Here is a 24,679-nt window from a genome sequence, read left to right as displayed (position 1 = left end):
CTGGGCGTGCGCCCGAGTCGGCCTCGTACTGGACGTACTCGGGCGATTCGGGCGTGCGTCCAGGCGGGATGCCCGGCGTCGCGCGCCCGGCGAGATCGGCCGGACAGGGCCTAGGTTGCGAAGGACCCCGAGCTCCCCGTGGAGGCAGCCGTGCCGCGCCGCTCCGAATCAGGCTTCCCGATCGAGCCGCTGTACGGCCCGGGGGCGCCGGCCGGCTGGGACCCGGACACCCGGCTGGGCCGTCCGGGCGAGTACCCGTACACCCGGGGCGTGTACCCGAGCATGTACACCGGCCGGCCGTGGACGATGCGCCAGTACGCGGGCTTCGGCACCGCCGCCGAGTCCAACGCCCGCTACCGCCGGCTGATCGCGGACGGCGGCACCGGCCTCTCGGTGGCCTTCGACCTGCCCACCCAGATGGGCTACGACTCGGACGCGCCGCCCGCCGCCGGGGAGGTCGGCCGGGTGGGCGTCGCGGTGGACAGCGTCGAGGACATGGCGGAGCTCTTCGACGGCATCCCGCTCGGCGGGGTGTCCACCTCGATGACCGTCAACGCCCCCGCCGCCCTGCTCCTGCTGCTGTACCAACTGGTCGGCGAGGCCCAGGGGGTGGCGCCCTCGGCGCTCACCGGCACGGTGCAGAACGACGTGCTGAAGGAGTACATCGCCCGGGGCACCTACATCTTCCCGCCGCAGCCCTCGCTGCGGCTGGCCGCCGACGTGTTCCGGTACTGCCGGGCCGAGGTCCCGCGCTGGAACACCATCTCCGTCTCCGGCTACCACATGGCCGAGGCCGGCGCCGATCCGGCGCAGGAGATCGCCTTCACCCTGGCCAACGCGATCGCCTACGTGCGGACCGCGCTCGCCGCCGGGATGGCCGTGGACGAGTTCGCGCCCCGGCTCTCCTTCTTCTTCGTGGCCCGCACCACCCTGCTGGAGGAGGTCGCCAAGTTCCGTGCCGCGCGCCGGATCTGGGCCCGGATCATGCGCGAGGAGTTCGGCGCGCTGGACCCCCGCTCGTGGATGCTGCGCTTCCACACCCAGACCGCCGGGGTGCAGCTCACCGCCCAGCAGCCCGAGGTGAACCTGGTCCGGGTCTCGGTGCAGGCGTTGGCCGCGGTGCTCGGCGGCACCCAGTCCCTGCACACCAACGGCTTCGACGAGGCGATCGCCCTGCCCACCGAGAAGGCCGCCCGGTTGGCCCTGCGCACCCAGCAGGTGCTCGCCCACGAGACCGATGTGACCGCGACCGTCGACCCCTTCGCCGGTTCCTACGCGGTCGAGTCGCTCACCGACGCGGTCGAGGCCGCCGTGCTGGCCCTGATGGCCCGGGTCGAGGAGCGGGGCGGGGCGGTGGCGGCGATCGAACAGGGCTTCCAGAAGGCCGAGATCGAGCGCACCGCCTACCGGGTCCAGCGGGAGACCGACTCCGGCGAGCGCACGGTGGTCGGCGTCAACCGCTTCCGGCTGGACGGGCACGACGCGGACGGGGAGGAGCCGTACCGGCCGCTGCGGGTGGACCCGGCGGTCGAGCACCGGCAGGCCGAACGGCTGGCCCGGCTGCGGGCCGAGCGCTCCGACCTCGCGGTCGCCCGCGGGCTGGACGCGCTGCGCCGGGCGGCGGAGGGGACGTCGAACGTGCTCTACCCGATGAAGGAGGCGCTGGCCGCCCGGGCCACCGTCGGCGAGGTCTGCGACGCGCTGCGCGGGGTGTGGGGCACGTACGTTCCGGTGGAACGTTTCTGAGTCACCTTCACGGCCCAGCGGCCGTCAAGCGGAGGGGGGCCGTGACCACCGGCGCGAGTGATCGTTGCACAGAGCAAGCAAACCGGGGAAGGCGGCTGAAACGAGATGTCATACCCACCTGTCAGGCCGGTATGCGCCCATCCGGGGACTAGTTTTCCGGAAGTCGGGCCAAATCCCCCCAACGGGCCTATTCTTGGGGAGATGAACCCCCCTGAGCCCGCTCAGCCGGGCAGCACTCTCGCCGTCGCCGGCCCCGTCGCCGAACTGCGCGCCCGGGTCCGGCGGTTGGAGCCCGAGCTGATCGCCTTCCGCCGTGATCTGCACCGGCACCCCGAGCTGGGCCGCCAGGAGTTCCGCACCACCGGGCTGCTGCGCGACCGGCTGGTGGCGGCGGGCCTGGAGCCGCGGGTGCTGCCCGGCGGCACCGGTCTGCTGGTCGACCTCGTCCCGGCCGGCACCGCCCCGGGCACCGAGTTCCTGGCCTTCCGGGCCGACATCGACGCGCTGCCGATCGACGACGCCAAGAGCGATGTGCCGTACCGCTCGACCGTCCCCGGCCGGGCCCACGCCTGCGGCCACGACGTGCACACCTCGGTGCTGCTCGGCCTCGGCCTGGTGCTGGCCGGGGCGCTGCGCTCCGGGGAGCTGCGCCGCCCGGTCCGGCTGGTGTTCCAGCCGGCCGAGGAGGTCATGCCGGGCGGTGCGCTGGACGTCATCAAGGCGGGCGGGATGGACGGCGTCGGCCGGATCTTCGCGGTGCACTGCGACCCGAAGGTGGAGGTCGGCCGGATCGGCCTGCGGGTCGGCGCGATCACCTCGGCCTGCGACCGCCTGGTGCTGCACCTGGACGGCCCGGGCGGGCACACCGCCCGGCCGCACCTGACCACCGACCTGGTCACCGCGATCGCCAGGATGGCCGCCGACCTCCCGGCCGCGCTGGCCCGCCGGATGGACCCGCGTTGGGGCGTCAGCCTGGTCTGGGGCCGGATCGCCTCCGGCTCCGCGCCCAACGTGATCCCGCAGCACGCCGAGTTGGAGGGCACCGTCCGCTGCCTGGAGTTGGACGGCTGGCGCGAGGCGCCGGACCTGCTGCACGAGTTGATCGCCAAGCTCGCCGAGACCTACCGGGCCAAGTGGACGCTGGACTACCACCGCGGGGTGCCGCCGGTGGTCAACGAGGCGGTCTCGGTGGGGCAGTTGGAGGCGGCGATGACCGCCCGCTTCGGTCGCGGAGGCGAGGGGCACGGGCCGACCGGCGGACCGGGTGGCGCCGAGGTGGTGGAGGACACCGAACAGAGCCTGGGTGGTGAGGACTTCTCCTGGTACCTGGAGCACGCCCCGGGCGCGCTGGCCCGGCTCGGCGTCCGCGCCCCGGGCGACACCACCGTCCGCGACCTGCACCAGGGCCGGTTCGACGTGGACGAGCGGGCGATCGGCGTGGGCGTGGAACTGTTCGCGGCGCTGGCCCTGGAGGGCGACCGGATCTGATCGTTCCCGAGGCGTTTGTGGGCGATGCGTGACGGGGTTGTCGAGATCCGGGTTCCGAACGGTTCCGTACACTGGCCCGGACCAAGTCTCGGATTCACCGTCCGCGCAGGGGAAAAAGGGCTCGGGGACGGCCTTCAGACCACGGTTTGATAACAACCCGAATGCTCCGGCACCCCGTAACACAACCGTGTTCTACGCGCGTTACGGTGGCGTCCGACCACGCTAAACGGGTGCGTGTGAGAAGGAGAAACTCCCTTGCGCCGTTCAATGAAGCTCGCCGCGGTTGTGCTCTCGGGTTCCCTGGGCATCGCCTCGCTCGCCGCTTGCGGCGCAAAGAGCACTGACAACAACGCCTCCTCCGGCTCGTCCGACGGTCTCAAGGTCGGTATGGCCTACGACATCGGCGGCCGAGGCGACCAGTCCTTCAACGACTCCGCCGCGCGCGGTCTGGACAAGGCCAAGTCCGAGCTGGGCGTCTCCGTGACCGAGGCCGAGGCCAAGCAGGGCGAGGCCGAGGCCGACAAGGAGACCCGCCTCAAGAACCTGATCGACGGTGGCTACAAGACCATCGTCGCCGTCGGGTTCGTCTACCAGCAGGCGGTCAACAAGGTCGCCAAGGACAACCCGAACGTCAAGTTCGCGATCATCGACTCGAACGACAAGGACCAGCCGTCCAACGTCACCTCGCTGCTCTTCGCCGAGCAGGAGGGTTCGTACCTGGCCGGCGTCGCGGCCGCGAACAAGTCGAAGACCCACCACATCGGCTTCATCGGTGGTGTCCAGACCGAGCTGATCAAGAAGTTCGAGGCCGGTTACAAGGCGGGCGCCAAGTTCGCCGACCCGAACATCCAGATCGAGACCACCTACCTGACCACCCCCCCGGACTTCACCGGCTTCGCCGCGCCCGACAAGGGCAAGGAGGCCGCGCAGGGCCAGCTCGACAAGGGCGCGGACGTCATCTACGCCGCCGCCGGTGCCTCCGGCAACGGCGCCATCGAGGCCACCGCCAACGCGGGCAAGCTCGCCATCGGTGTCGACTCCGACCAGGCCAGCCAGCCGGCCCTGGCGAAGTTCAAGGGCGCCATCCTGACCTCGATGGTCAAGAACGTCGACACCGCGGTCTTCCAGTACATCCAGTCGGTCAAGCAGGGCTCGCCGTTCACCGGCATCAAGCTCTTCGACCTGAAGGCCAACGGTGTCTCGCTCGCCACCACCGGCGGCAAGATCGACGACATCCAGGACAAGCTGAAGACCGCCGCCGACTCCATCACCAGCGGCGCCACCACCATCCCGACCGCGCCGGCCAACTAAGGCCCGCGCGTCCTCGGACGCGACCAGCGCCTGCCGCCTGCCCGGCAGCGCGACGATCGACTCGGTTCACGGGAGGGGCCCGGCAGGGTGCGCTCAACGCGTACCCCCGGGCCCCGTTCCGTCCCCCCGTTTCCCCCCTTTTGGCCCTCCCAGCGCAACGTCGCGCCTCCAGACCACCAGGAGACCGCCATCACCGCATCCGACCCCGTCCCGCTGCGCAAGGACGGCACCCCCAGCGCGGGGACGGCGACACCGGCCGTCGAACTGCGCGGCATCACCAAGCGCTTCCCCGGCGTCGTGGCCAACCACGACATCAACCTCACCGTCCGCACCGGCACCGTGCACGCCCTGATGGGCGAGAACGGCGCCGGCAAGTCGACGCTGATGAAGATCCTCTACGGCATGCAGAAGCCGGACGAGGGCACCATCGCGATCAACGGCGAGCAGTGCGAGTTCCAGACCCCGGGCGACGCCATCGCCCGCGGCATCGGCATGGTGCACCAGCACTTCATGCTGGCCGACAACCTCACGGTGCTGGAGAACGTCGTCCTCGGCGGCGAGAAGCTCCACGGCATCGGGGCCAAGGCGAAGGCGAAGATCAAGGAGATCTCCGACCAGTACGGCCTGGGCGTGCGCCCGGACGCCCTGGTCGAGGACCTCGGTGTGGCCGACCGCCAGCGCGTCGAGATCCTCAAGGTGCTGTACCGCGGCGCCAAGATCCTGATCCTCGACGAGCCCACGGCCGTGCTCGTCCCGCAGGAGGTCGACGCGCTGTTCGACAACCTGCGCGACCTCAAGGCCGAGGGCGTCACCGTCATCTTCATCTCGCACAAGCTGCACGAGGTGCTCGCGGTGGCCGACGCGATCAGCGTCATCCGGCGCGGCACCACGGTCGGCGACGCCGACCCGAAGGCGGTCACCGCCCGCCAGCTGGCCGAGCTGATGGTCGGCGCCGAGCTGCCCTCCCCGGAGAGCCGCGAGTCGACCGTCACCACCACCGAGATGCTGGACGTCAAGGACCTCCGGATCGCCAAGACCGACGCCGAGGGCATCGAGCGCGTCGTCCTGGACGACATCTCGCTGCGCATCCACAAGGGCGAGATCCTCGGCATCGCCGGCGTCGAGGGCAACGGCCAGGCCGAACTGGTCGAGGCCATCATGGGCATGCTGCCGTTGGACGGCGGCACCGTCGTCCTGGACGGCAAGGACCTCTCCGGCTCCCAGACCCGGGTCCGCCGCGAGGCCGGCATCGGCTACATCCCCGAGGACCGCCACAAGCACGGCCTGCTGCTGGAGGCCCCGCTCTGGGAGAACCGGATCCTCGGCCACGTCACCGAGGAGCCCAACTCCAGCGGCGTGCTGCTCAAGCCGGCCGCCGCCCGCGAGGACACCTGGCGGATCGTCGAGCAGTACGACGTCCGCACCCCCGGCATCGAGGTCACCGCGGCCTCGCTCTCCGGCGGCAACCAGCAGAAGCTGATCATCGGCCGCGAGATGAGCCACCGGCCCAAGCTGCTGATCGCCGCGCACCCCACCCGCGGTGTGGACGTCGGCGCGCAGGCGCAGATCTGGGAGCACATCCGGACCGCCCAGCGGGAGGGCCTGGCCGTGCTGCTGATCTCGGCCGACCTGGACGAGCTGATCGGCCTCTCCGACACCATCCGGGTCATCTACCGCGGCCGCCTGGTCGCCGACGCCGACCCGGCCACCGTCACCGCCGAGGACCTCGGCACCGCGATGACCGGTGCCGCCGCCGGCCACCTGGAGTCCGAGCCGGAGGCCGTCGCCGAGGCGCAGGCCGTCGCCGCCGAGGGCACCGAGGCCGAGGGCGAGCACCCGCACACCGACACCGCCGACGACCCGCAGGCGGGGGAGTAACCCATGACCAGTCCCAACCCCGCCGCCAAGCGCAGTCTGGCGCAGCGGATCAGCGGTGAGCGGATCGTGCTCGCACTGGCGGCGCCGGTGCTCGCGGTCGTGCTCTCCGTCGCGATCTGCTCCGTGCTGCTGGCGACCTCGGGCAAGAACCCGTTCGACGCGTGGAACGTGATGCTCACGTTCGCCACCAAGTCGGACTACCAGGTGAACATCCTCAACCGGAGCACCACCTACTACCTGGCCGCCGCGGCCGCCGCGTTCGGGTTCCGGATGAACCTGTTCAACATCGGCGTCGAGGGCCAGTACAAGGTCGCGGCGCTGTTCGCGGCCTACGTCGGCGCCCAGGTGAACCTGCCGTCCTTCATCCAGATCCCGCTGCTGCTGGTCACCGCCATGCTGGTCGGCGGCCTGTACGCGAGCATCGCCGGTCTGCTGAAGGTCTACCGCGGCGTCAGCGAGGTCATCTCGACCATCATGCTGAACTCGATCGCGCTGGCGATCATCGGTGTACTGCTCGTCCCGGGCGTCTTCGCGCCCAAGGTCAGCGGCACCAGCAACTCGATCCAGACCAACCCGGTCTCGGACTCCAGCCACTTCTTCGGCATCGAGACGGCCGGCGGCACCCTGTGGGGCTTCCTCTTCGTCGCGATCCTGGTCGGCGTGGTGTTCCAGTTCGTGCTGACCCGCACCCGCTTCGGCTTCGACCTGCGCGCCACCGGCCGCTCGGAGTCCGCCGCGACCGCGTCCGGCGTGAACGTCAAGAAGATGGTCGTCATCTCGATGGCGGTCTCCGGCGCGATCGCCGGTCTGATCGGCCTGCCCGAGCTGCTGCAGAACTCGTTCTACTTCGGCCAGACCTTCCAGCAGAACCTGGGCTTCCTCGGCATCTCGATCGCCCTGCTCGGCCGGACCAGCCCGATCGGCATGGCCTTCGCGGCCCTGCTGTTCGCCTTCCTGGACGTCACCGGCTCGGTGCTGCCGCTGCCCCAGAACGGCGAGTTCCCGTTCGAGATCGTCGACGTGATGAAGGGCACCATCGTCATCTGCGTCGTCGTCGCGTACGAACTGGTGCGTCGCTACGGCCTGAAGCGCCAGCAGCAGAAGGTCGGCGCCCAGCTCGCCGCCCAGGCTGCCGCGGCTGCTGAGAAGAAGGAGGTGTCGGCATGAGCCAGAACTTCACGGCCGATTTCTGGAAGAAGATCGTCTTCCCGGGCGGAGAGCCATCGGGCGCGCCCGCGAAGAAGCGCAAGCTGTCCTGGCCGGTCGTCCTGCTCCTGATCGCGGGCGCCCTGGTGCTGTTCTCCGCCGTGGGCATGGCCACCGGCAACCACTCGCTGACCTCCTCCGGGCAGGTCACCGCCGCGCTCAGCGCCGCGGTCCCGATCGGCATGGCCGGTCTGGGCGGTCTCTGGTCCGAGCGGGCCGGCGTGGTCAACATCGGCCTCGAAGGCATGATGGTCGCCGGCACCTTCTGCGGCGCCTGGGCCGGTTACCTGGTCAACCCGTGGGTCGGCCTGCTGGCCGGCATGGCCGGCGGTGCGCTCGGCGGTCTGCTGCACGCGATCGTCACCGTCACCTTCGGCGTCGACCACATCGTCTCCGGCGTCGGCATCAACCTGCTGATCCCCGGCATCTGCGCGTACGTCAACCGGATCTACTACAAGGACTACATCTCGGTGGGCGCCGGGCAGAACCAGTCCCCGCCGGCCGATCCGCTGCCGTACATCACCGTCCCGGGGCTGTCCTCGGGCCTGAAGAGCATCGAGAACCACCACTGGTTCCTGGTCTCCGACGTGGCCGGCGTGCTCGGCGGCCTGGTCACCAACCTCTCGGTGGTCGTGGTGCTGGCCGCCGCGCTGATCGTGGCCAGCTACTTCCTGCTCTGGCGCACGGTGTTCGGCCTGCGGCTGCGCTCCTGCGGTGAGAACCCGACCGCCGCCGAGTCGCTGGGCGTCAACGTCTACAAGTACAAGTACCTGGCGGTCATCGCCTCGGGCGCCTTCGCGGGCCTCGGCGGTGCGTACCTCTCGCTGGTCGCCGCGCACTTCTACAAGGACGGCCAGACCCTGGGCCGCGGCTTCATCGGCCTCGCGGCGATGATCTTCGGCAACTGGATGCCCGGCGGCCTCGCCATGGGCGCGGGCCTGTTCGGCTTCACCGACAGCCTCCAGCTGCGCGACCCGGAGTCGGTGCACGTGCTGATCCTGATCGTCGCGATCGCGATGGCGCTGCTCGCCCTGTGGCAGCTGTACCGCCGCAAGTTCACCGCCACGGTGGTCTCCTTCGTGGTGGCCGGCGGCCTGGCCGCCTGGTACGCGCTGACCGACGAGGTGCAGCGCCCGCTGATCGTCGCCACGCCGTACGTGATCACCCTGGTGGTGCTCGCGCTGGCGTCGCAGCGACTGCGGATGCCCAAGGCCGACGGCCAGATCTACCGCAAGGGCCAGGGCAAGTGACGGCCCCCGCCTCCACCGGGCCCGCGGTGGTCGACTGGGAGCGGCTGCGCGCGGCGGCGCGCGAGGCGATGGGCCGCGCGTACGCCCCGTACAGCAAGTTCCCGGTCGGCGCGGCGGCGCTGGTCGACGACGGCCGACTGGTCAGCGGCTGCAACGTGGAGAACGCCTCGTACGGGCTCGGGCTGTGCGCCGAGTGCGGGCTGGTGTCCGCGCTGCACGCCTCCGGCGGCGGCCGGCTGGTGGCCTTCACCTGCGTCGACGGCGCCGGTGAGCTGCTGATGCCGTGCGGCCGCTGCCGCCAGCTGCTGTACGAGCACGGCGGGCCCGCGCTGCTGGTCGACCTGGCCTCCGGCGTGAAGCCGATGAGCGAGGTCCTGCCCGACGCGTTCGGGCCGGAGCGGCTCTAGCCTCGGCAATTGTTACGCGCGTAGAGTGTCGCGAGTGGGCCGGAACCCGGTCATCTCGCGGCACTCTTCGCTTTTTGACGCATCTGAAACCCCTCTTGGAGCACCCATGGACGTCATCTCCGTCATCAGGACCAAGCGCGACCGCGGAGAGCTGAGCGACGCTCAGATCGACTGGGTCATCGACGCCTACACCCGGGGCGAGGTCGCCGACGAGCAGATGTCCGCGCTGGCCATGGCGATCCTGCTGAACGGCATGAAGCCGCACGAGATCAGCCGCTGGACCGACGCCATGATCCGCTCCGGCGTCCGGATGGACTTCTCCTCGCTGCCGCTGCCCACCAGCGACAAGCACTCCACCGGCGGCGTCGGTGACAAGATCACCCTCCCGCTCGCCCCGCTGGTCGCCGCCTGCGGCGCCGCCGTCCCGCAGCTGTCCGGCCGCGGCCTCGGCCACACCGGCGGCACCCTGGACAAGCTGGAGTCCATCCCCGGCTGGCGCGCCCTGCTCTCCAACGACGAGATGATGGACGTCCTGCGCGGCGCCGGCGCGGTCATCTGCGCCGCCGGCGACGGCCTCGCCCCCGCCGACAAGAAGCTGTACGCGCTGCGCGACGTCACCGGCACCGTCGAGGCCATCCCGCTGATCGCCTCCTCGATCATGTCCAAGAAGATCGCCGAGGGCACCGGCGCCCTGGTCCTCGACGTCAAGGTCGGCTCCGGCGCCTTCATGAAGAACCTGGACGACGCCCGCGAACTCGCCCGCACCATGGTCGGCCTGGGCACCACCGCCGGGGTCAACACCGTCGCCCTGCTCACCGACATGTCCACCCCGCTCGGCCTCACCGCGGGCAACGCCCTGGAGGTCCGCGAGTCCGTCGAGGTGCTGGCCGGCGGCGGCCCCGCCGACGTCATCGAGCTCACCCTCGCGCTCGCCCGCGAGATGCTCGCCGCGGCCGGCGTGCACGGCAAGGACCCGGCCGACGCGCTGCGCGACGGCTCCGCGATGGACCACTGGCGCCGCATGATCGCCGCCCAGGGCGGCGACGTCGACGCCCCGCTCCCGGTCGCCCGCGAGCAGCACGTCATCCCCGCCCCCGCCTCCGGCGTGCTCACCGAACTGGACGCCTACGCGATCGGCGTCTGCGCCTGGCGCCTGGGCGCCGGCCGCGCCCGCAAGGAGGACCCGGTCCAGGCCGGCGCCGGCGTCGAGATGCACGCCAAGCCGGGCGACACCGTGGTGGCGGGCCAGCCCCTGCTGACCCTGCACACCGACACCCCGGAGCGCTACGACTACGCCATCGAGGCCCTCAAGGACGGCATCACCGTCGCCCCGGCGGGCACCGCCTTCACCCCGAACCCGATCGTCCTCGACCGCATCGCGTAGTCATACGATTACTCCATGTGCGGCAGTGTGGTCTACGCTGCCGCACATGGGAGTTGACCGCTTCACGGTCGAGATCGAACCGGAAGTCCGTGACTGGCTCATCGCGCTTCCGCCACGGCACTACGCCTTGGTCGAGGAACGCGTCGATCATCTGGCTGATTACCCGACTACGCTCGACGAGCCGCGCTCGCGACATCTGGACGGACCCCTGCGGGAGCTCCGTCTTCGTCTGGACGGTGCGGCCACGAGAGTCACCTACTGGCTGGCACCCGGTCGGAGAGTCATTCTGTTGACGGTATTCACCAAGAGACGGATGCGGGAGACTGCTGAGGTCACCCGGGCGTTGTGGGCTCAGAAGACCTGCGAGTCGGAACATCCCCCGGCACACGAAGAGTTCAGCCGGACCGTCGGGTAAGGAGAGCAGTGGTGAACCACGCACAGTGGAAGACCCGCCGCACGCGCGAGCTGCTGGGCGAGCAGGTGGAGGAAAGTCCGGAGATGGCCGCGTTTCGGCTGGAGATCCGGTATTCCATGGCGTTCGGGCAGGCGCTCTACGACCGCCGCACGGCTCTCGGCCTCTCGCACGCCGAGGTCGCCCGGCGGGCGGGGATGACGGTGGACGAGATCGAGTGCATCGAGGAGGCGGGGACCGTGCCCACGCTCCCGCTGCTGCAGCGGCTGGCGGGTGCGCTGGAGGCGGAGCTCGACATCCACGTCACGCCCGACACCCAGGCCGCCGTCCGCTTCCAGGCGCCGGCTGCCTGAACCTTATCCAGGAGCCCGTACCCGACCACCGGGTACGGGCTCCTCGCGCGTGCTCAGGCGTACGTGAGCAGCCCGCTGGTGTCGAGGGTCCAGGGGCCGACGGCGATCTTGTCGCCGAAGGCGAACTTCTCGCGGGACTCGTAGCCCGGCTCCGAATGCACGACGCCGGTGCCGGTGCGAGGATCGACGATCAGGTAGAGCGGGATGCCCATGGCGGAGTAGTCGCGATACCTGTCGCGGTAGGTGCGCTGAGGATTGGGGGCGGGGACCACCTCGACGACCAGCAGTACCGCGTGGGATGGAATCTCCGGCCGGATGTGCCCGGGGAAGACCAGCACGTCCGGGCTGACCAGTCTGTGCGGCCCGAGGCACTCCAGAGTGACATCGCGGCGGGCGACGTACCCGGGGTGGGTTCGGGGAAGCTGGAAGTTGATCTGTTCGGTGATCTGTTCCGCGGCCTGCTCGTGGCGCTGGACAGGCGGCAACGTCAGGATGATCCCGCCCTCCGCGATCTCAGCCTTCCCGATACCGGGAATCCCCGACACGGCATCGCGAGCCGCACGCAGCCGGGAGTAGTCGGCCTGACTGATGCTCATGGCGCGGAGCGTACCGAAGTCATCCGCCTCGCGCCGCGCGCCTGGCGGGTGGCGTAGAGGGTGACGGCGGCGGCCAGGGCCATGGCGGTGAGGCCGACGGTGGCGGTGCCGGGCCAGCCGGTGGCGTGGTAGGCGTCGGCGCCGAGGGTGCCGCCGAGGCTGTTGCCGAGGTAGTAGGCGATCAGGTAGAGGGCGGAGGCCTGGGCGCGGCCCTCGGTGGCGGTGCGGCCCACGGCGGCGGAGGCGGTGGCGTGGCCGGCGAAGAAGCCGGCGGTGATCAGCACCAGGCCGAGCAGTGCGCAGGGCAGCGAGTCGGCGAGCGAGAGCAGCAGGCCGGCGGCGGTGACGCCGATGGCGACGTAGAGGGTGCCGCGGCGGCCGAGCCGGGCGGAGAGGCGGCCGGCCGCGGCGGAGGTGGCGGTGCCGACCAGGTAGACCGCGAAGATCGAGGCGGCGACCGACTCCGGCAGGTGGAAGGGGGCGGAGATCAGCCGGTAGCCGACGGTGTTGTAGACCGCGCCGAAGACCGCCATGAACAGCATCGCGAGCGCGTACAGCCGTACCAGCAGCGGGTTGCGCAGGTGCCGGCCGACGGTGCGGGCGAGCGCGCGGGCGTCCACCGGGGCCGGGGTGAAGTGCCGGGCGGCGGGGATCAGCAGCCGGAAGGCGAGCGCGGCGAGCAGGGCGAGGGCGGCGGAGGCGGCCAGGCCCCAGCGCCAGCCGAGGGCGGCGGCGGTCCAGCCGGAGACCAGTCGGCCGCCCATGCCGCCGATGCTGTTGCCGGCCACGTAGAGGCCCATCGCGGAGGCCAGCGCGCTGGGGTGGATCTCCTCGGCGAGGTAGGCCATCGCGGTGGCGGGGAGCCCGGCGAGGAGGGCGCCCTGGAGCGTCCGCAGCGCGACCAGGGTGGTGAGGTCGGGCGCGAAGGGCAGGGCGACGGCGAGGGCGGTGGCGGCGAGGACGGAGGCCGTCATCACGGCGGTGCGGCCGTACCGGTCGGAGAGCGCGCTGGCGGGGAGCAGTCCGAGGGCGAGTCCGAGGGTGGTGGCGGAGGCCGTCCAGCTGGCCTGGCCGGGGGTGAGGTCGAGGTCGGCCGAGAGGATCGGCAGCAGGCCCTGGGTGGAGTAGAGCAGGACGAAGGTGGCGATCCCCGCGGCGAACAGGGCCAGGTTGGCGCGGCGGAACGCGGGTTGGCCGGGGCGGTGGCGGTCGTCCTGGTCGAGGGGGTGCGCGGGGGAGGCATCCGGGGCGGGCGCGGGCGCCGTGGTGACGGATGCCCTGGTATCGGAGGGCTGCATGGCCTCGACGGTAGGCCCGGCGCGCTTGATGCGTCCAATGCATGAAGAGGGGATGATCGATGCGTTGGTGCATGGGTCGAGGTGAGGCGGGGACGGTCGTGGCGGATGCGCGGGACGGAGCGGAGCAGCGGTACCGGGCCGCCGAGTTGGGGCCGGACGAGCCGGCCGTCCGGTTGGCGCCGGGGCTGGCCCGGTTCGCCGCGGTGGCCCGGCTGGAGCACGTGACCCAGGCGGCGGCGCTGCTCGGGGTGCCGCAGCCGACGTTGTCCCGCGCGGTGGCCCGGCTGGAGCGGGAGTTGGGGGTGGAGCTGCTGGCCCGGCAGGGTCGGACGGTCCGGTTGACCAGGGCGGGCCGGCTGTTGCTGGCCTCGGTGGAGCGGGCCCTGGCGGAGTTGGAGCGGGGTGCGGAGGCGGTCCGGGCGGAGGCGGATCCGACGGCCGGCCGGGTGGCCTTCGGGTTCCTGCACACGATGGGTCCGGACGCCGTCCCGGCGCTGCTGCGCGGCTTCCGGGCGGCGCATCCGCAGGTGCGGTTCCAGCTGGTGCAGGACTACGGCACGGCGATGCTGGAGCGGTTGCGGGCGGGCGAGTTGGACCTGTGCCTGGTCGCGCCGCTGCCGGACGATCCGGCCTTCACCGCCCGCCCGCTGGACGAGCAGCGGCTGCACCTGGTGGTGCCGGCGGACCACCGGCTGGCCGGGCGGCGGCGGATCCGGCTGGCGGAGGTGGCCGAGGAGCCGTTCGTCGGGCTGGAGCAGGGGTACGGGCTGCGGATGATCACCGACGGCTTCTGCGCGCAGGCCGGGTTCGTGCCGCGGCTGGCCTTCGAGGGGGAGGAGACCGAGACCCTGCGCGGGCTGGTGGCGGCCGGGTTGGGGGTGGCGCTGCTGCCGCCGGCCCTGGTGCCGAGGCCCGGGGTGGTGGAGCTGGAGGTGACGGCGCCGCGGACCCGGCGGGCGATCGGCCTGGCCTGGGCGGCGGGGCGGCCGCTGACGCCGCCGGTGGCGGCGTTCCGGGACTTCGTGCTGTCCCGGCGGGGGCGGCTGCTGCACCACGACTGAACGTCGGACGGCCTTTGGCGGATCCTATGGACCGGGCGGTGGAATTCCCGGTCGGGTTTGGACCATTCGGTGGTGCGCACGGTGGTGGGTCTACGCGCGTAGGGGCTATATTTCCGCAATGGAGAAGCAGATCCCCGTCACCACCGCGGGCACCGGCCCGCGCATTCCCACCGCCGACCAGATCCGCCGCGCGCCGAAGGTCCTGCTGCACGACCACCTCGACGGCGGGCTGCGCCCGGAGACCATCGTCGAGCTCGCCGCCGCCACCGGCTACGAGGGCCTCCCCACCACCGACCCGAAGGAACTCGGCGAGTGGTTCCGCGAGGCCGCCGACTCCGGCTCGCTGGTCCGCTACCTGGAGACCTTCGCCCACACCTGCGCCGTCATGCAGACCCGTGCGGCCCTGATCAAGGTCGCCGCCGACTGCGCCGAGGACCTGGCCGCCGACGGCGTCGTGTACGCCGAGGTCCGCTACGCCCCCGAGCAGCACCTGGAGGGCGGCCTGAGCCTGGACGAGGTCGTCGAGGCGGTGCAGGAGGGCTTCCGCCTCGGCGAGGCCAACGCCCGCGCGGCCGGCCACCGGATCCGGATCGGCACCCTGATCACCGCGATGCGGCACGCCGCCCGCTCGCAGGAGATCGCCGAGCTCGCCAACCGCCACCGGGACGCCGGCGTCGTCGGCTTCGACATCGCGGGTGCCGAGGCCGGCTACCCCCCCACCCGCCACCAGGCCGCCTTCGACTACCTCAAGGGCGAGAACAACCACTTCACCATCCACGCGGGCGAGGCCTTCGGCCTGCCGTCGATCTGGGAGGCCCTGCAGTGCTGCGGCGCCGACCGGCTCGGCCACGGCGTGCGGATCGTGGACGACATCACGGTGCGCGAGGACGGCGGCGTCGAGCTCGGCCGGCTGGCCGCGTACGTGCGCGACAAGCGCATCCCGCTGGAGATGTGCCCGACCTCCAACCTCCAGACGGCGGCCGCCACTTCGTACGCCGAGCACCCGATCGGTCTGCTCAGCCGGCTGAAGTTCCGGGTCACCGTGAACACCGACAACCGGCTGATGAGCGGTACCAGCATGAGCCAGGAGTTCGGGCACCTGGTGGAGGCCTTCGGCTACACCCTGGGTGACATGGAGTGGTTCACGGTGAACGCGATGAAGTCCGCGTTCCTGCCCTTCGACGAGCGGCTGGCGATGATCAGCGACGTGATCAAGCCGGGCTACGCCGAGCTCAAGGCGGAGTGGCTGTTCAGCGGGGGTGTCGGCGCCAACTGAGGCACCGTCGAACCGGGTCGGATGAACGCCTCTTCCTGCCAAGGGAGTTGGTGTTCATCCGACTAGTCACTCGGGTGAGTGAACGCCCTTTGGTTCTCGCGCGACCCGGTCACTACGGTGTGCCAGTCATTGCTGACCGGCCGTGGCGACGGTCGCCCGTTCGCCGAACCGTGCCGATGTCGGCCACCGACGAGGATCCAAGGGGACCAACCATGAAGCAGGCTCTCAAGGCCGCCGGTACCGCGGCGCTCGGCATCGCCATCGCGGCGGTCGGCGCCGGCACCGCCTCCGCGGCGGCCGGTCAGGCGGCCGGCGGCCTCGGGCTGCCCACCGGCGCGGTCACGAACCCCGCGGTGACCGGTGCGGTCACCGACACCGCGGCCAAGCTGCCCGGCGGCGACAAGGTGGCCGGCACCCTCGGCACCCTGACCCCGTCCGCCGGTCAGCCCGCCGCCGCCCCGGCCGCCGAGGCCGCGCCCGCCGCCCCGGTCGCCGGCGTCACCCAGCAGCGCGCCGCCCTCCCGGGCGTCCCCGGCCTGGACAAGACCCCGATCGGCGGCCTGACCGGCGCTCTGCCGGGCCTGGGCGGCTGATCCAGCCCCCGGCACCACGACGGGCCGCCCGCCCCCGGAGACCCCGGGGGCGGGCGGCCCGTCGCCGTGCCCGCCCGGACGGCCTCACGGCTCCTGGGGGAGCAGCACCCAGAGCGCGAGGTAGACCAGGAACTGCGGGCCGGGCAGCAGACAGGAGAGCAGGAAGATCAGGCGGACGGTCCACGGGGTCAGTCCGAAACGCTCGGCGATCCCGGCGCAGACGCCGGCGATGACGCGGTTGTGGCGGGGACGGGCGAGACGCGCGCTCATGCGCCCACCTCGCTGCGCTCGGTGGTGGCATTCGCCCACGCGCACCTCTTGATGATTCGCTTGCTTCGCGCGCTCATCTGAACTCCTAGGGCTGGCGGCCCGGGCCGGTCGCTCCGGCGGGCGTACTTCCATACTCGGCCGCCGTCGGCCCGAAAACCTCCGCCCGCCAGGCGATTCCCGCACCGGGCGGCTCACCGGCAAGGCGTAGGCCGGGTCGGGGTCCGGCTCAGGGTCACCCTGAGGACGAAGGTCCCACCGAACGTCCCGCCGAACGTCTCACCCGAGTCTCCGGGAGGGTGAAAACCCGGTCGCGGAACGGTCGGCGGAGGGGGATATGATTCCGCGGTCGTTGATGGTGGGGGGCATTCCAGCGGCGCCGGAACGGCCTTGTTCGGCCTGGCCTCAACAGGCCCCTCACGCCTGCGATTTCGCACTCTTCCCGGGTCACGCCCGAATTCTTCCGTGAGGTTCCCTTGCGCACTCAGCCCCGCAGACTGCTCGCCGTGGCCGCCGCTGCCGCGCTGGTCTCCGGCCTCGCCCTGAGCTCCGCCCCGGCCGCCCTCGCGGCCCCGACGGCCGGCTCGACCACCGGCCCGACCACCGGCCCGACCGCAGGCCCGACCGCCGGCTCGACCGCCGCCGTTCCGCAGGGCCAGGCCGTCACGATCACCACCAGCGGCATGCCGACCACGGTCAAGGCGGGCACCTCGGTCGAACTCTCCTCGACCCTCAGGAACACCACCGACCACCGGGTGGACGTGATGACCGGATTCGTCGTCTCGACGGTCCGTGGCAGCGGTCCCGGGCCGAGCCAGCTCAAGCTGGAGTTCCAGCGCCCCGGTGACACCCGGTGGCAGGACGCCAAGGCGCTGGGGACGGATGCCGGCGGCCAGTGGGACCTGGACCCGTTCGCCACCGAGCTGCACCTGGCGGCCGGTGCCGAGTTCACCTACCGGCTCCGGCTGACCTTCACCGCCGACGCCGCCCCCGGCCCGGCCGGCGCCGCGCTCCGCGCGGTGATCTCGGACCCGACCCTGCCGCCGGAGCAGCGCGGCGCCCCGGCCTGGGGCAACACCCCGAACTTCACCGTCGAGAGCGGCACCCCGACCACCCCGGCCCCGGTCGGGCTCCCGGACGTGCGGATCGAGGGCCTGCCCGCCTCCTTCACGGCCGGCGGCGAGGCGAAGCCCTTCACGGTGGTCCTCGGCAACCACACCGGCACCGACCTCCGGGTCGTCCCGGCGATCGTGTTCCAGGGCGAGGGCATGCTCCGCGCGGACATGGTCAGGCTGGAGTTCCAGACCCAGGCGGGGGTGTGGATCGCCGGTACGCCCGAGTGGCACGACCTCCCCGGCACCCAGCTGGGCGTGGAGCTGCGCAGCGGTGCCAAGGACGCCGACGTCATCGCCCTGCCGAACGGCGGGACCCACACGGTCAACCTGCGGCTCGCCTGGACCAAGGACGCCCCGGCGGCGGCCGAGTCGGTGGTCGCCAACGGCTACAGCCTGGCCGGCCCGGGCGGGACCGAGCGCGGGACCTCCAGTCCCAGGGCCGACTTCCGGATCGAGGCCGCCACGGGTTCCACCGGCACCCCGGCCCCGACCGCTTCCGCAGGCGTCCCGGCCCCGGTCGCCACCGACCCCGCCGTCCCGGCCGCCCAGGTCACCACCGGCACGCCGGGCCCGGCCACCGCCGCGCAGGCCGCCGTCACCGCCCAGGCCGTCGCGGCCCCGGCGGACCCGGCCCCCACCCGGCTGGCCTCCACCGGCGGCGGCCCCTCCGCCGCGCCGATGGCGATCACCGGCGCCACCGCGATCGCCCTCGGTCTCGGCATCCTGGTGGTGGCCCGCCGCCGCAACCGCCTCCGGGGCAACGGGAACTGACCCCCATTCGAGGGGCCCGGTGCGACGGAACGGCGACGGCGGCAGCCGCCCGGGCCGTGGGCGCACGGGCTCCGGCGACGATCGACAGCCGGTGACACCGGAACAGTGACGGACGAGGTGGGACATGACCGACTACGAGGTGCTGCGGGTCTTCTGCGGGCCCGACGGGCGACACGGGAACGAACTGGGCGTGGTGCGGGACGGTGCCGCCCTGCCGGACCGGGCCGACCGGCAGGCGTTCGCGCGGGAACTCGGCTTCAGCGAGACGGTGTTCGTCGACGACCCGGCGCGCGGGGAGATCGACATCTACGCCCCGAGTGTGCGCCTGCCCTTCGCCGGCCATCCGTGCGTGGGCGCCGCCTGGCTGCTCGGGGTGGAGCGACTGGTCACCGCGGCCGGGGTGGTGGCGGTGCGGCGGGACGGCGGGCTGACCCGGATCACGGCCCGGCCGGAGTGGGCCCCGCCCCGGACGCTGCGGCAGTACGGTTCGCCGGCCGAGGTGGACGGGCTGGCGGTGCCGCCGCCGGGGGAGTGGGTGTACGCCTGGGCCTGGCAGGACGAGGCGGCCGGTACGGTCCGGGCGCGGGCCTTCCCCGGGCGCGGGGACGGGATCGACGAGGACGAGGCGACCGGCGCGGCCGCCCTGCTGCTGGCCGCCCGGCTCGGTCGGGCGCTGACCGTCACCCAGGGGCGGGGTTCGCAGCTGCTGGCGGGCCCGCGCCCGGGTGGGCTGGTGGAGGTCGGCGGCCGGGTGGTCCGGGTCGCGGGTCAGCCCGCGGGCGGGGTCGGCTCCGCGTAGGCGCGCGGTCGGGCCGCGGGCACGACCGTCCTGGTCGGGGTGACGGCGGCGGCCACCGGCGGGCCGGCCAGTACGACCGCCCGGGGCGCCCGCGGCTTCGGGCGGTGGTCCCGCAGCAGGCGGCGCAGGCCGGGGACGAGGGCGAGGTGGGCGGCCATCACGCCGAGCACGGCGAACAGTATGTGGTCGACGTTGAGCACGTGCCCGGGCGTCCAGGAGGAGAGGAACTCCAGGCCGGTCGCCAGCAGGGCGGAGGCGCCGGTGGTGCGCAGGAAGGACGGCAGCCAGGGGGCCCGGATCCGGCCGCCGGCCAGCGGGAGCAGCACGCCGAGCGGGGCGAGCAGCAGGAGCTCGCCGACCACCTGCCAGCCGGTGGACGAGCGGAGCGAGGCCAGCGGCGTCAGGTTGGCGTCGTACACCCAGGCCACCGGCAGGGGTCTGAGCACCAGCCAGAGGGCCAGGGTCAGGTGGAGGGCCAGGCCCGCCAGTCCCGCCAGTCGGAAGGGACGGTGGACGCCCGCCGCCGGCCCGGTCTCGGTCCGTGCGCCGGAACGCTCGTCGCGTGTCCTGGTGCCATCTCGCTGCACGGGGGGAAGGACGTGGGCCGGTGGCGCGGCGGTTCCACCTCGGGCGTGAACATTCCGGGACGCGCCCCCGTTTCCGCCGGGCCGGGCCGGGACCTGCCCCGGTCCGTCCCCGGTCCGGCCCCGGCCTACCCGACGGCTACCGGCACGCCGAGGTGGTCGGCACCGCGCCGAACACGTTGTCCGGCGGCGGTGAGCCGGGGGTCACCGGGGTGGGCGAGGGGCTGGCGCCCGTCTTGGCCGTGCCGCGGGCCGGGGTGACGGTCGGGGCCGGGGCGGGCGGGGTGGCCAGCGCGGTCGGTGGGTGCGGGGTGTTCGGGCAGGCCGTCCGGCTGGCGGGCGCGCCGGCGTCGACGGGTACCGCGGTCGGCCGGATGCCGCAGCCGGTGGCCAGGGCGAGCAGGAGCAGCGCGCCGGCGGCCCGGCGCAGGGTGGTGCGGTCGGTACGGGTGGGGGAGGTCACGTGGCGTCCTTGAGCTCGGCGCCGCCGGCGGGGCCGCTGTCGGTCCCGCCCGCGGACGGCGGCGGCGGTTGGGTCAGCGGCAGGGTCAGGGTGAACACCGCGCCGACCTCCCCGTTCGCGGCCGTGATCGTCCCCCCGTGGATCTGGGCGTTGGCCATCGCGATGGACAGTCCCAGCCCGCTGCCCTCGGAGCGGGCCCGTCCGCGGTCGGCCTTGTAGAAGCGGTCGAAGACGTGCGGCAGCACGTCCTCGGGGATGCCGGGGCCGCTGTCGGACACCTCGACGACGACCGAGTCGTCGGTCTGCCGGACCTTGACCCGCACCGGTGAGCCGCCGTGCTTGAGCGCGTTGCCGATCAGGTTGGCGAAGACGACGTCGAGCCGGCGCGGGTCGACCACGGCCAGGATGCCGCGCGGGGCGTCCAGTTCGACCGCGTCGTACCAGGCCCGGCCGTCGATGCAGGACATGATCAGGTCGGCGACGTCCACCTCGTCGGCGACCAGCCGGGCGGTGCCGGCGTCGAAGCGGGTGACCTCCATCAGGTTCTCCACCAGGTCGGACAGTCGCCGGGTCTCGCTGACCACCAGCCGGACGGCGGGCTCGATCATCGGGTCCAGCGACTCGGCCTCGTCCTCCAGGATGTCGGTCACCGCGGTCATCGCGGTGAGCGGGGTGCGCAGTTCGTGCGACATGTCGGCGACGAACCGGCGACTCTGCGCCTCGCGCGCGCTCAGCTCCTCGACCTGTTCGTGCAGTGACTCCGCGGCCCGGTTGAACGTCCGCGCCAGGTCGGCGAGTTCGTCGGAGCCGTCGACCTCCAGCCGGGTGTCCAGGTGTCCCTCGCCGAGCCGCTTGGCGGCCTCGCCGAGCCGTTTGACCGGCCGCAGCACGGTCGACGAGGCGGCCTGGGCGAGCAGCGCCGAGCCGATCAGCGCCAGCAGGGTCGCGATGGCCAGCGACCAGCCCAGCGTGTTGAGGTCGGCCCGCTCGTTCTCCAGCGACTTGAACATGTACGCCGTCGGCCCGTTCGGCACCACCTTGGTGCCGCCGATGACGAACGGGCGGCCCGCCAGGTTCTGCCGCTGCCAGTACAGGTGGTACGGGTACGGGTTGCTCTCGCTGACCTCGCGCGGCTTGGCGACGGTGGTCCGCAGCGTCGCCGGGACGTCGGCCAGGGTGAACTTCGTCGGGTCGGAGGAGGCCGGGCACTCGGGGTGCGCCGGGTCGACCACGACCACGTCGTAACTCAGTCCGGAGCTGGCCACGTTGGAGGCCAGCGTGGCCAGGTCCGGGCAACTGGCGTTCAGCGGCAGGTCGGAGACGTTGCGGCTGAGCGAGACCCGGAAGTCGTTCAGCGCGGTGTCCTGGGCGCGCTTGAGCACCGCGTCGCGGTTGAGCCAGTACGCGATGCCGGAGGCCGAGACGGCGGCGAGCAGCGCGACGGCCGCGAACACCGCGATCAGCCGCACCCGCAGTGAGCGCAGCCGTCGCCACGGGCCGGACGAGAACCGCCGGGCGGTCTGCTGATGGTCAGTCACAAGAGCCTGTCGTCGTACGGGAGTTCAGGGCGAGAGTTCAGGGTGGAAGGTCGGGCGGGAGTTCGGGAGGGGAGCGGGCTCAGGCGGGCGGGTCCAGCCGGTAGCCGACCCCGCGCACGGTGCGGATCAGGGTCGGCGCGGACGGCACGTCCTCGACCTTGGCCCGCAGCCGCTGCACACAGGCGTCCACCAGGCGCGAGTCGCCGAGGTAGTCGTGCTCCCAGACCAGCCGCAGCAGCTGCTGGCGGGAGAGCGCCTGGCCGGGGCGGCGGCTGAGCTCCAGCAGCAGCCGCAGCTCGGTCGGGGTGAGCTGGAGGTCCTGGCCGTCCTTGGTGACGGTCATCGCGGCCCGGTCGATCACCACGCTGCCGTACGCGGAGGAGTCCGAGCTCTCCCGCTCGCCGCGCCGCAGCACGGCCCGGATCCGGGCGTCCAGCACCCGCGGTTGGACCGGCTTCACCACGTAGTCGTCCGCCCCGGACTCCAGACCCACCACCACGTCGATGTCGTCGGAGCGCGCGGTGAGCAGGATGATCGGCAGCTGGTCGGTGCGCCGGATCCGACGGCACACCTCGAAGCCGTCGATCCCGGGCAGCATCACGTCCAGCACGATCAGGTCGGGCCGCTGCTCCTTGAAGAGCCTCAGACCGTCCTCACCGGAGGCGGCGGTGGCCACGCGGTGGCCCTGGCGGGTGAGGGCGAGTTCGAGGCCGGTCCGGATGGCGTCGTCGTCCTCGATCAGTAGGAGGAAAGGCACGGCCCCATTTTGGCCCACCGGAAGCGTCGATTCACCCCCCGGACCGGTCACCGCCCGTATGGGAACCGGAAGGGCGACCACCGGCGTCCGGTACGGAGGGAGATGGAACGGGACGAAGGGCCCGCCCCTGTGACACCCCTGTGACAGTCGGCGGACAGCGCCATCACAACCGGCGGGCAGGATTTTCCATGTCGCCGCAGGACAGCGGGCCGCAAGGGCCGGCTGGAGGGCGGCAACAGGAACCGCTCGTACCGAACCAAGGGGGCGCACGATGAACGCCATGCTTCAGACCCGGACCAACCCGGCTGTCCGCACCGCGCGTTCGTCAGCGACCACCCACCGGACCCGGTACGAGATCAGGACCGACGAGAACTCCGGTGCCGTGACCGTACGGGGGTGCGCGCACAGCACCGGGGGAAACCCTGCCGCACGCCGGGTGAGCGGTGGCGGCAGGACTGGGGAGCTGTACGGGATCGGCCGACTGGGGAGTGCGGCCGATTCCGGCACCACCCTCACGCTGCGGGGGATCCTCCCCGTCCGCGTCGAGGGCAAGGACGCCCGGGGGGGCGACCTGGGGAAGAACGGTCTGCGGACGGTCGGCTCGGGGGAGTCGGCCGGCCGCGAGGCCGCCGGTGCGACGCTGCTGCGGCTGAACCCCGCAGCGGCCCGCACCACCGAGGCGGGACAGGGGGACGCGCAGGGGGAGCACCCGGCCGTCGCGGAGGACCACATCACGGAGTTCACCGCGTACGTGCGCGAGCGCCGCGCCTCCCTGTACGCCACGGCGTACCACCTCACCGGTGACCGCTACGAGGCCGAGGACCTGCTGCAGAGCGCGCTCTTCAGCACCTACCGGGCCTGGGGCCGGATCACCGACAAGGCCGCGGTCGGGGGCTACCTCCGCCGCACCATGACCAACCTGCACATCTCCGCCTGGCGGCGCCGCAAGGTCAACGAGTACCCGACCGAGGAGCTGCCGGAGACGGCCGGCGACACCGACGCGATGGGCGGCACCGAGCTGCGCACCGTGCTCTGGCAGGCGCTGGCGAAGCTGCCGGAGAACCAGCGGACCATGCTGGTGCTGCGGTACTACGAGGGCAAGACCGACCCGGAGATCGCCGACGTGCTGGGGATCAGCGTCGGCACGGTCAAGAGCAGCATCTGGCGCGCGCTGCGCCGGCTGCGCGACGACGAGCACCTGAACAAGTCGGGCGACACCGTCCGGGCGTTCGGCGAGCTGGTCGCGTAACGGGCCGGAGGGGAACGGCGGAGGGGAACGCCGGAGGGGAACAAGGACTCCCGTCGGGGGACGGGTAGCGGACGGTAGCGGTTCGGGGACACCGGCTCGGGGGAGCGGGGTCCGTGGGGAGCCGGGGCCGTTCGTCGAGGCGACGGCCCGGTGCGGGGGAGACGCACCGGGCCCGTCGTCGTTCCGGCGTTTCCAGGGGGTCGCGGCCCGGCCGCTCAGACCGCCGACAGCTCCCGCGCCCCGGCCGCCGCGCGGACCCGCCGCTCGGCCTCCGGCCCGGCGCACGGGTACGAGCCGAGCTCGACCTGCCGCCCGACGATGGCCCGCTCGGCCCGCATCAGCCGCAGCCCCCGGCGCAGCAGCACCGGCAGCGACTTGCGGCCCTCCCGGACGTCCCGGCGCAGTCGGCGCCAGGCCGTGGTGAGCGCGCCGTTGCGCAGGCACAGGGCGTCGCCGAGCAGGCCCTCGGCCGCGCACTCGGCGACGATCTCGGCGGCGAAGATGCCCTCGGCGATGAACGCGGTCGCGCCGTCCAGCGCCAGGGCGCGGGTGGAGACCCGGCCGTTGTCCGGGATCGAGTACACCGGCACCTCGGCCCGCCCGTGCTCGTACAGCGCGCGGATGGTGGCGACGGCCTGGTCGCGGTGCCAGGCGAGCGGGGAGTCCCAGTCCACGGCGCCGTCCGGCAGCCGGGGCAGGGTGGGGTCGTCCCCGTCCTTGTAGAAGTCGTCCAGCTGGAGCACCGGGAGTCCGCTGCGTTCCGCCAGCGAGGACTTCCCCGATCCGGAGGGCCCGGAGAGCAGGATCACCCGGGCGTGGGCTGTCGGCGCGGGATTCATGGGGGAGTCACTCACGGGACACCAGTCTGACGCATCGT

At 72.5% G+C, this 24,679-nt stretch carries 24 protein-coding genes; 16 read left to right on the top strand and 8 right to left on the bottom strand.

Translation table 11 applies throughout. The annotated features are described in order from the left end of the window. Positions 1-150 precede the first annotated feature (150 nt). The 10 genes from ABTZ03_RS03800 (at position 151) to ABTZ03_RS03755 (ending at position 11,435) form a co-directional block, all read left to right on the top strand. Entirely contained in the window at positions 151-1,746 is a 1,596-nt protein-coding gene (locus tag ABTZ03_RS03800) for an acyl-CoA mutase large subunit family protein (RefSeq protein WP_350511504.1), read from the top strand. A gap of 201 nt (positions 1,747-1,947) precedes the next feature. Further along, on the top strand, positions 1,948-3,234 hold the full coding sequence (locus tag ABTZ03_RS03795) for an amidohydrolase (protein WP_350511243.1): 1,287 nt from the start codon (positions 1,948-1,950) through the stop codon (positions 3,232-3,234). A 255-nt stretch (positions 3,235-3,489) separates the two neighbouring features. Then, positions 3,490-4,545 carry a BMP family lipoprotein gene (locus tag ABTZ03_RS03790; protein WP_350511242.1) on the top strand — a complete coding sequence of 352 codons (1,056 nt, stop codon included), beginning with the start codon at positions 3,490-3,492 and terminating at the stop codon, positions 4,543-4,545. 213 nt (positions 4,546-4,758) lie between these two features. Continuing rightward, positions 4,759-6,423, top strand: a complete 1,665-nt coding sequence (locus ABTZ03_RS03785) for an ABC transporter ATP-binding protein (protein ID WP_350511503.1) — start codon at positions 4,759-4,761, stop codon at positions 6,421-6,423. Between the two features lie 3 nt (positions 6,424-6,426). Then, complete coding sequence (locus ABTZ03_RS03780; protein ID WP_350511241.1) at positions 6,427-7,590, top strand: ABC transporter permease; 1,164 nt, start codon at positions 6,427-6,429, stop codon at positions 7,588-7,590. Beyond that, on the top strand, positions 7,587-8,879 hold the full coding sequence (locus tag ABTZ03_RS03775; protein ID WP_350511240.1) for an ABC transporter permease: 1,293 nt from the start codon (positions 7,587-7,589) through the stop codon (positions 8,877-8,879). Before ABTZ03_RS03780 ends, ABTZ03_RS03775 begins: the two co-directional genes overlap by 4 nt. Then, a complete protein-coding gene (locus ABTZ03_RS03770; protein ID WP_350511239.1) occupies positions 8,876-9,286 on the top strand; it encodes a cytidine deaminase in 411 nt (136 codons plus the stop codon). Before ABTZ03_RS03775 ends, ABTZ03_RS03770 begins: the two co-directional genes overlap by 4 nt. Before the next feature lie 106 nt (positions 9,287-9,392). Then, the gene (locus ABTZ03_RS03765; RefSeq protein ID WP_350511238.1) at positions 9,393-10,670 is read left to right on the top strand and encodes a thymidine phosphorylase; all 1,278 of its coding nucleotides are present in this window, start codon (positions 9,393-9,395) and stop codon (positions 10,668-10,670) included. 46 nt (positions 10,671-10,716) lie between these two features. Then, complete coding sequence (locus ABTZ03_RS03760) at positions 10,717-11,085, top strand: type II toxin-antitoxin system RelE/ParE family toxin (protein WP_350511237.1); 369 nt, start codon at positions 10,717-10,719, stop codon at positions 11,083-11,085. Between the two features lie 11 nt (positions 11,086-11,096). Further along, positions 11,097-11,435 (top strand): helix-turn-helix domain-containing protein, encoded by a 339-nt coding sequence (locus tag ABTZ03_RS03755; protein ID WP_350511236.1) that lies wholly within the window; start codon positions 11,097-11,099, stop codon positions 11,433-11,435. Between the two features lie 53 nt (positions 11,436-11,488). On the opposite strand, the gene ABTZ03_RS03750 is transcribed toward ABTZ03_RS03755, so the two are convergent. Further along, on the bottom strand, positions 11,489-12,031 hold the full coding sequence (locus tag ABTZ03_RS03750) for a Uma2 family endonuclease (protein ID WP_350511235.1): 543 nt from the start codon (positions 12,029-12,031) through the stop codon (positions 11,489-11,491). Further along, positions 12,028-13,329: an MFS transporter gene (locus ABTZ03_RS03745; RefSeq protein ID WP_350511234.1), complete on the bottom strand. Its 1,302-nt coding sequence runs from the start codon at positions 13,327-13,329 to the stop codon at positions 12,028-12,030. The genes ABTZ03_RS03750 and ABTZ03_RS03745 overlap by 4 nt, the downstream gene beginning before the upstream one ends. Positions 13,330-13,427: 98 nt before the next feature. Between ABTZ03_RS03745 and ABTZ03_RS03740 the strand changes: the two genes are divergently transcribed. From ABTZ03_RS03740 to ABTZ03_RS03730, 3 genes are all read left to right on the top strand, one after another. Continuing rightward, the gene (locus tag ABTZ03_RS03740) at positions 13,428-14,390 is read left to right on the top strand and encodes a LysR family transcriptional regulator (RefSeq protein WP_502894381.1); all 963 of its coding nucleotides are present in this window, start codon (positions 13,428-13,430) and stop codon (positions 14,388-14,390) included. Between the two features lie 118 nt (positions 14,391-14,508). Continuing rightward, positions 14,509-15,666, top strand: a complete 1,158-nt coding sequence (locus ABTZ03_RS03735; RefSeq protein WP_350511233.1) for an adenosine deaminase — start codon at positions 14,509-14,511, stop codon at positions 15,664-15,666. 212 nt (positions 15,667-15,878) lie between these two features. After that, positions 15,879-16,259 (top strand): ATP-binding protein, encoded by a 381-nt coding sequence (locus ABTZ03_RS03730; RefSeq protein WP_350511232.1) that lies wholly within the window; start codon positions 15,879-15,881, stop codon positions 16,257-16,259. Positions 16,260-16,343: 84 nt separating this feature from the next. Here the strand turns inward: ABTZ03_RS03730 and ABTZ03_RS03725 are convergent, their stop codons facing one another. Beyond that, complete coding sequence (locus ABTZ03_RS03725) at positions 16,344-16,529, bottom strand: PspC domain-containing protein (protein WP_188308551.1); 186 nt, start codon at positions 16,527-16,529, stop codon at positions 16,344-16,346. 473 nt (positions 16,530-17,002) lie between these two features. Here ABTZ03_RS03725 and ABTZ03_RS03720 point away from each other — a divergent pair, with 473 nt between their 5' ends. Together ABTZ03_RS03720 and ABTZ03_RS03715 are read left to right on the top strand one after the other, a co-directional pair. Beyond that, positions 17,003-18,412 carry a hypothetical protein gene (locus tag ABTZ03_RS03720; protein ID WP_350511231.1) on the top strand — a complete coding sequence of 470 codons (1,410 nt, stop codon included), beginning with the start codon at positions 17,003-17,005 and terminating at the stop codon, positions 18,410-18,412. Between the two features lie 124 nt (positions 18,413-18,536). Beyond that, positions 18,537-19,211, top strand: coding sequence for a PhzF family phenazine biosynthesis protein (locus ABTZ03_RS03715; RefSeq protein WP_350511230.1), 675 nt, complete (start codon positions 18,537-18,539; stop codon positions 19,209-19,211). On the opposite strand, the gene ABTZ03_RS03710 is transcribed toward ABTZ03_RS03715, so the two are convergent. From ABTZ03_RS03710 to ABTZ03_RS03695, 4 genes are all read right to left on the bottom strand, one after another. After that, positions 19,181-19,798 carry a VanZ family protein gene (locus ABTZ03_RS03710; RefSeq protein WP_350511229.1) on the bottom strand — a complete coding sequence of 206 codons (618 nt, stop codon included), beginning with the start codon at positions 19,796-19,798 and terminating at the stop codon, positions 19,181-19,183. The genes ABTZ03_RS03715 and ABTZ03_RS03710 overlap by 31 nt on opposite strands. Positions 19,799-19,934: 136 nt before the next feature. Then, the gene (locus ABTZ03_RS03705; RefSeq protein ID WP_350511228.1) at positions 19,935-20,258 is read right to left on the bottom strand and encodes a hypothetical protein; all 324 of its coding nucleotides are present in this window, start codon (positions 20,256-20,258) and stop codon (positions 19,935-19,937) included. Then, positions 20,255-21,796: an ATP-binding protein gene (locus ABTZ03_RS03700; RefSeq protein WP_350511227.1), complete on the bottom strand. Its 1,542-nt coding sequence runs from the start codon at positions 21,794-21,796 to the stop codon at positions 20,255-20,257. The genes ABTZ03_RS03705 and ABTZ03_RS03700 overlap by 4 nt, the downstream gene beginning before the upstream one ends. Positions 21,797-21,875: 79 nt before the next feature. Beyond that, complete coding sequence (locus ABTZ03_RS03695; protein ID WP_030257458.1) at positions 21,876-22,553, bottom strand: response regulator; 678 nt, start codon at positions 22,551-22,553, stop codon at positions 21,876-21,878. A 571-nt stretch (positions 22,554-23,124) separates the two neighbouring features. On the opposite strand from ABTZ03_RS03695, the gene ABTZ03_RS03690 reads away from it, so the two are divergent. After that, entirely contained in the window at positions 23,125-23,802 is a 678-nt protein-coding gene (locus ABTZ03_RS03690; RefSeq protein WP_350511501.1) for a SigE family RNA polymerase sigma factor, read from the top strand. 215 nt (positions 23,803-24,017) lie between these two features. Here the strand turns inward: ABTZ03_RS03690 and ABTZ03_RS03685 are convergent, their stop codons facing one another. Next, positions 24,018-24,656: an ATP-binding protein gene (locus ABTZ03_RS03685; RefSeq protein WP_502894380.1), complete on the bottom strand. Its 639-nt coding sequence runs from the start codon at positions 24,654-24,656 to the stop codon at positions 24,018-24,020. Positions 24,657-24,679 lie beyond the last annotated feature (23 nt).

The sequence above is a fragment of the Kitasatospora sp. NPDC096077 genome (genome assembly GCF_040303245.1).
Taxonomy (GTDB): domain Bacteria; phylum Actinomycetota; class Actinomycetes; order Streptomycetales; family Streptomycetaceae; genus Kitasatospora.
Note: the sequence above shows the minus strand (reverse complement) of the source record. Positions and strands in the feature narration are given on the sequence as shown.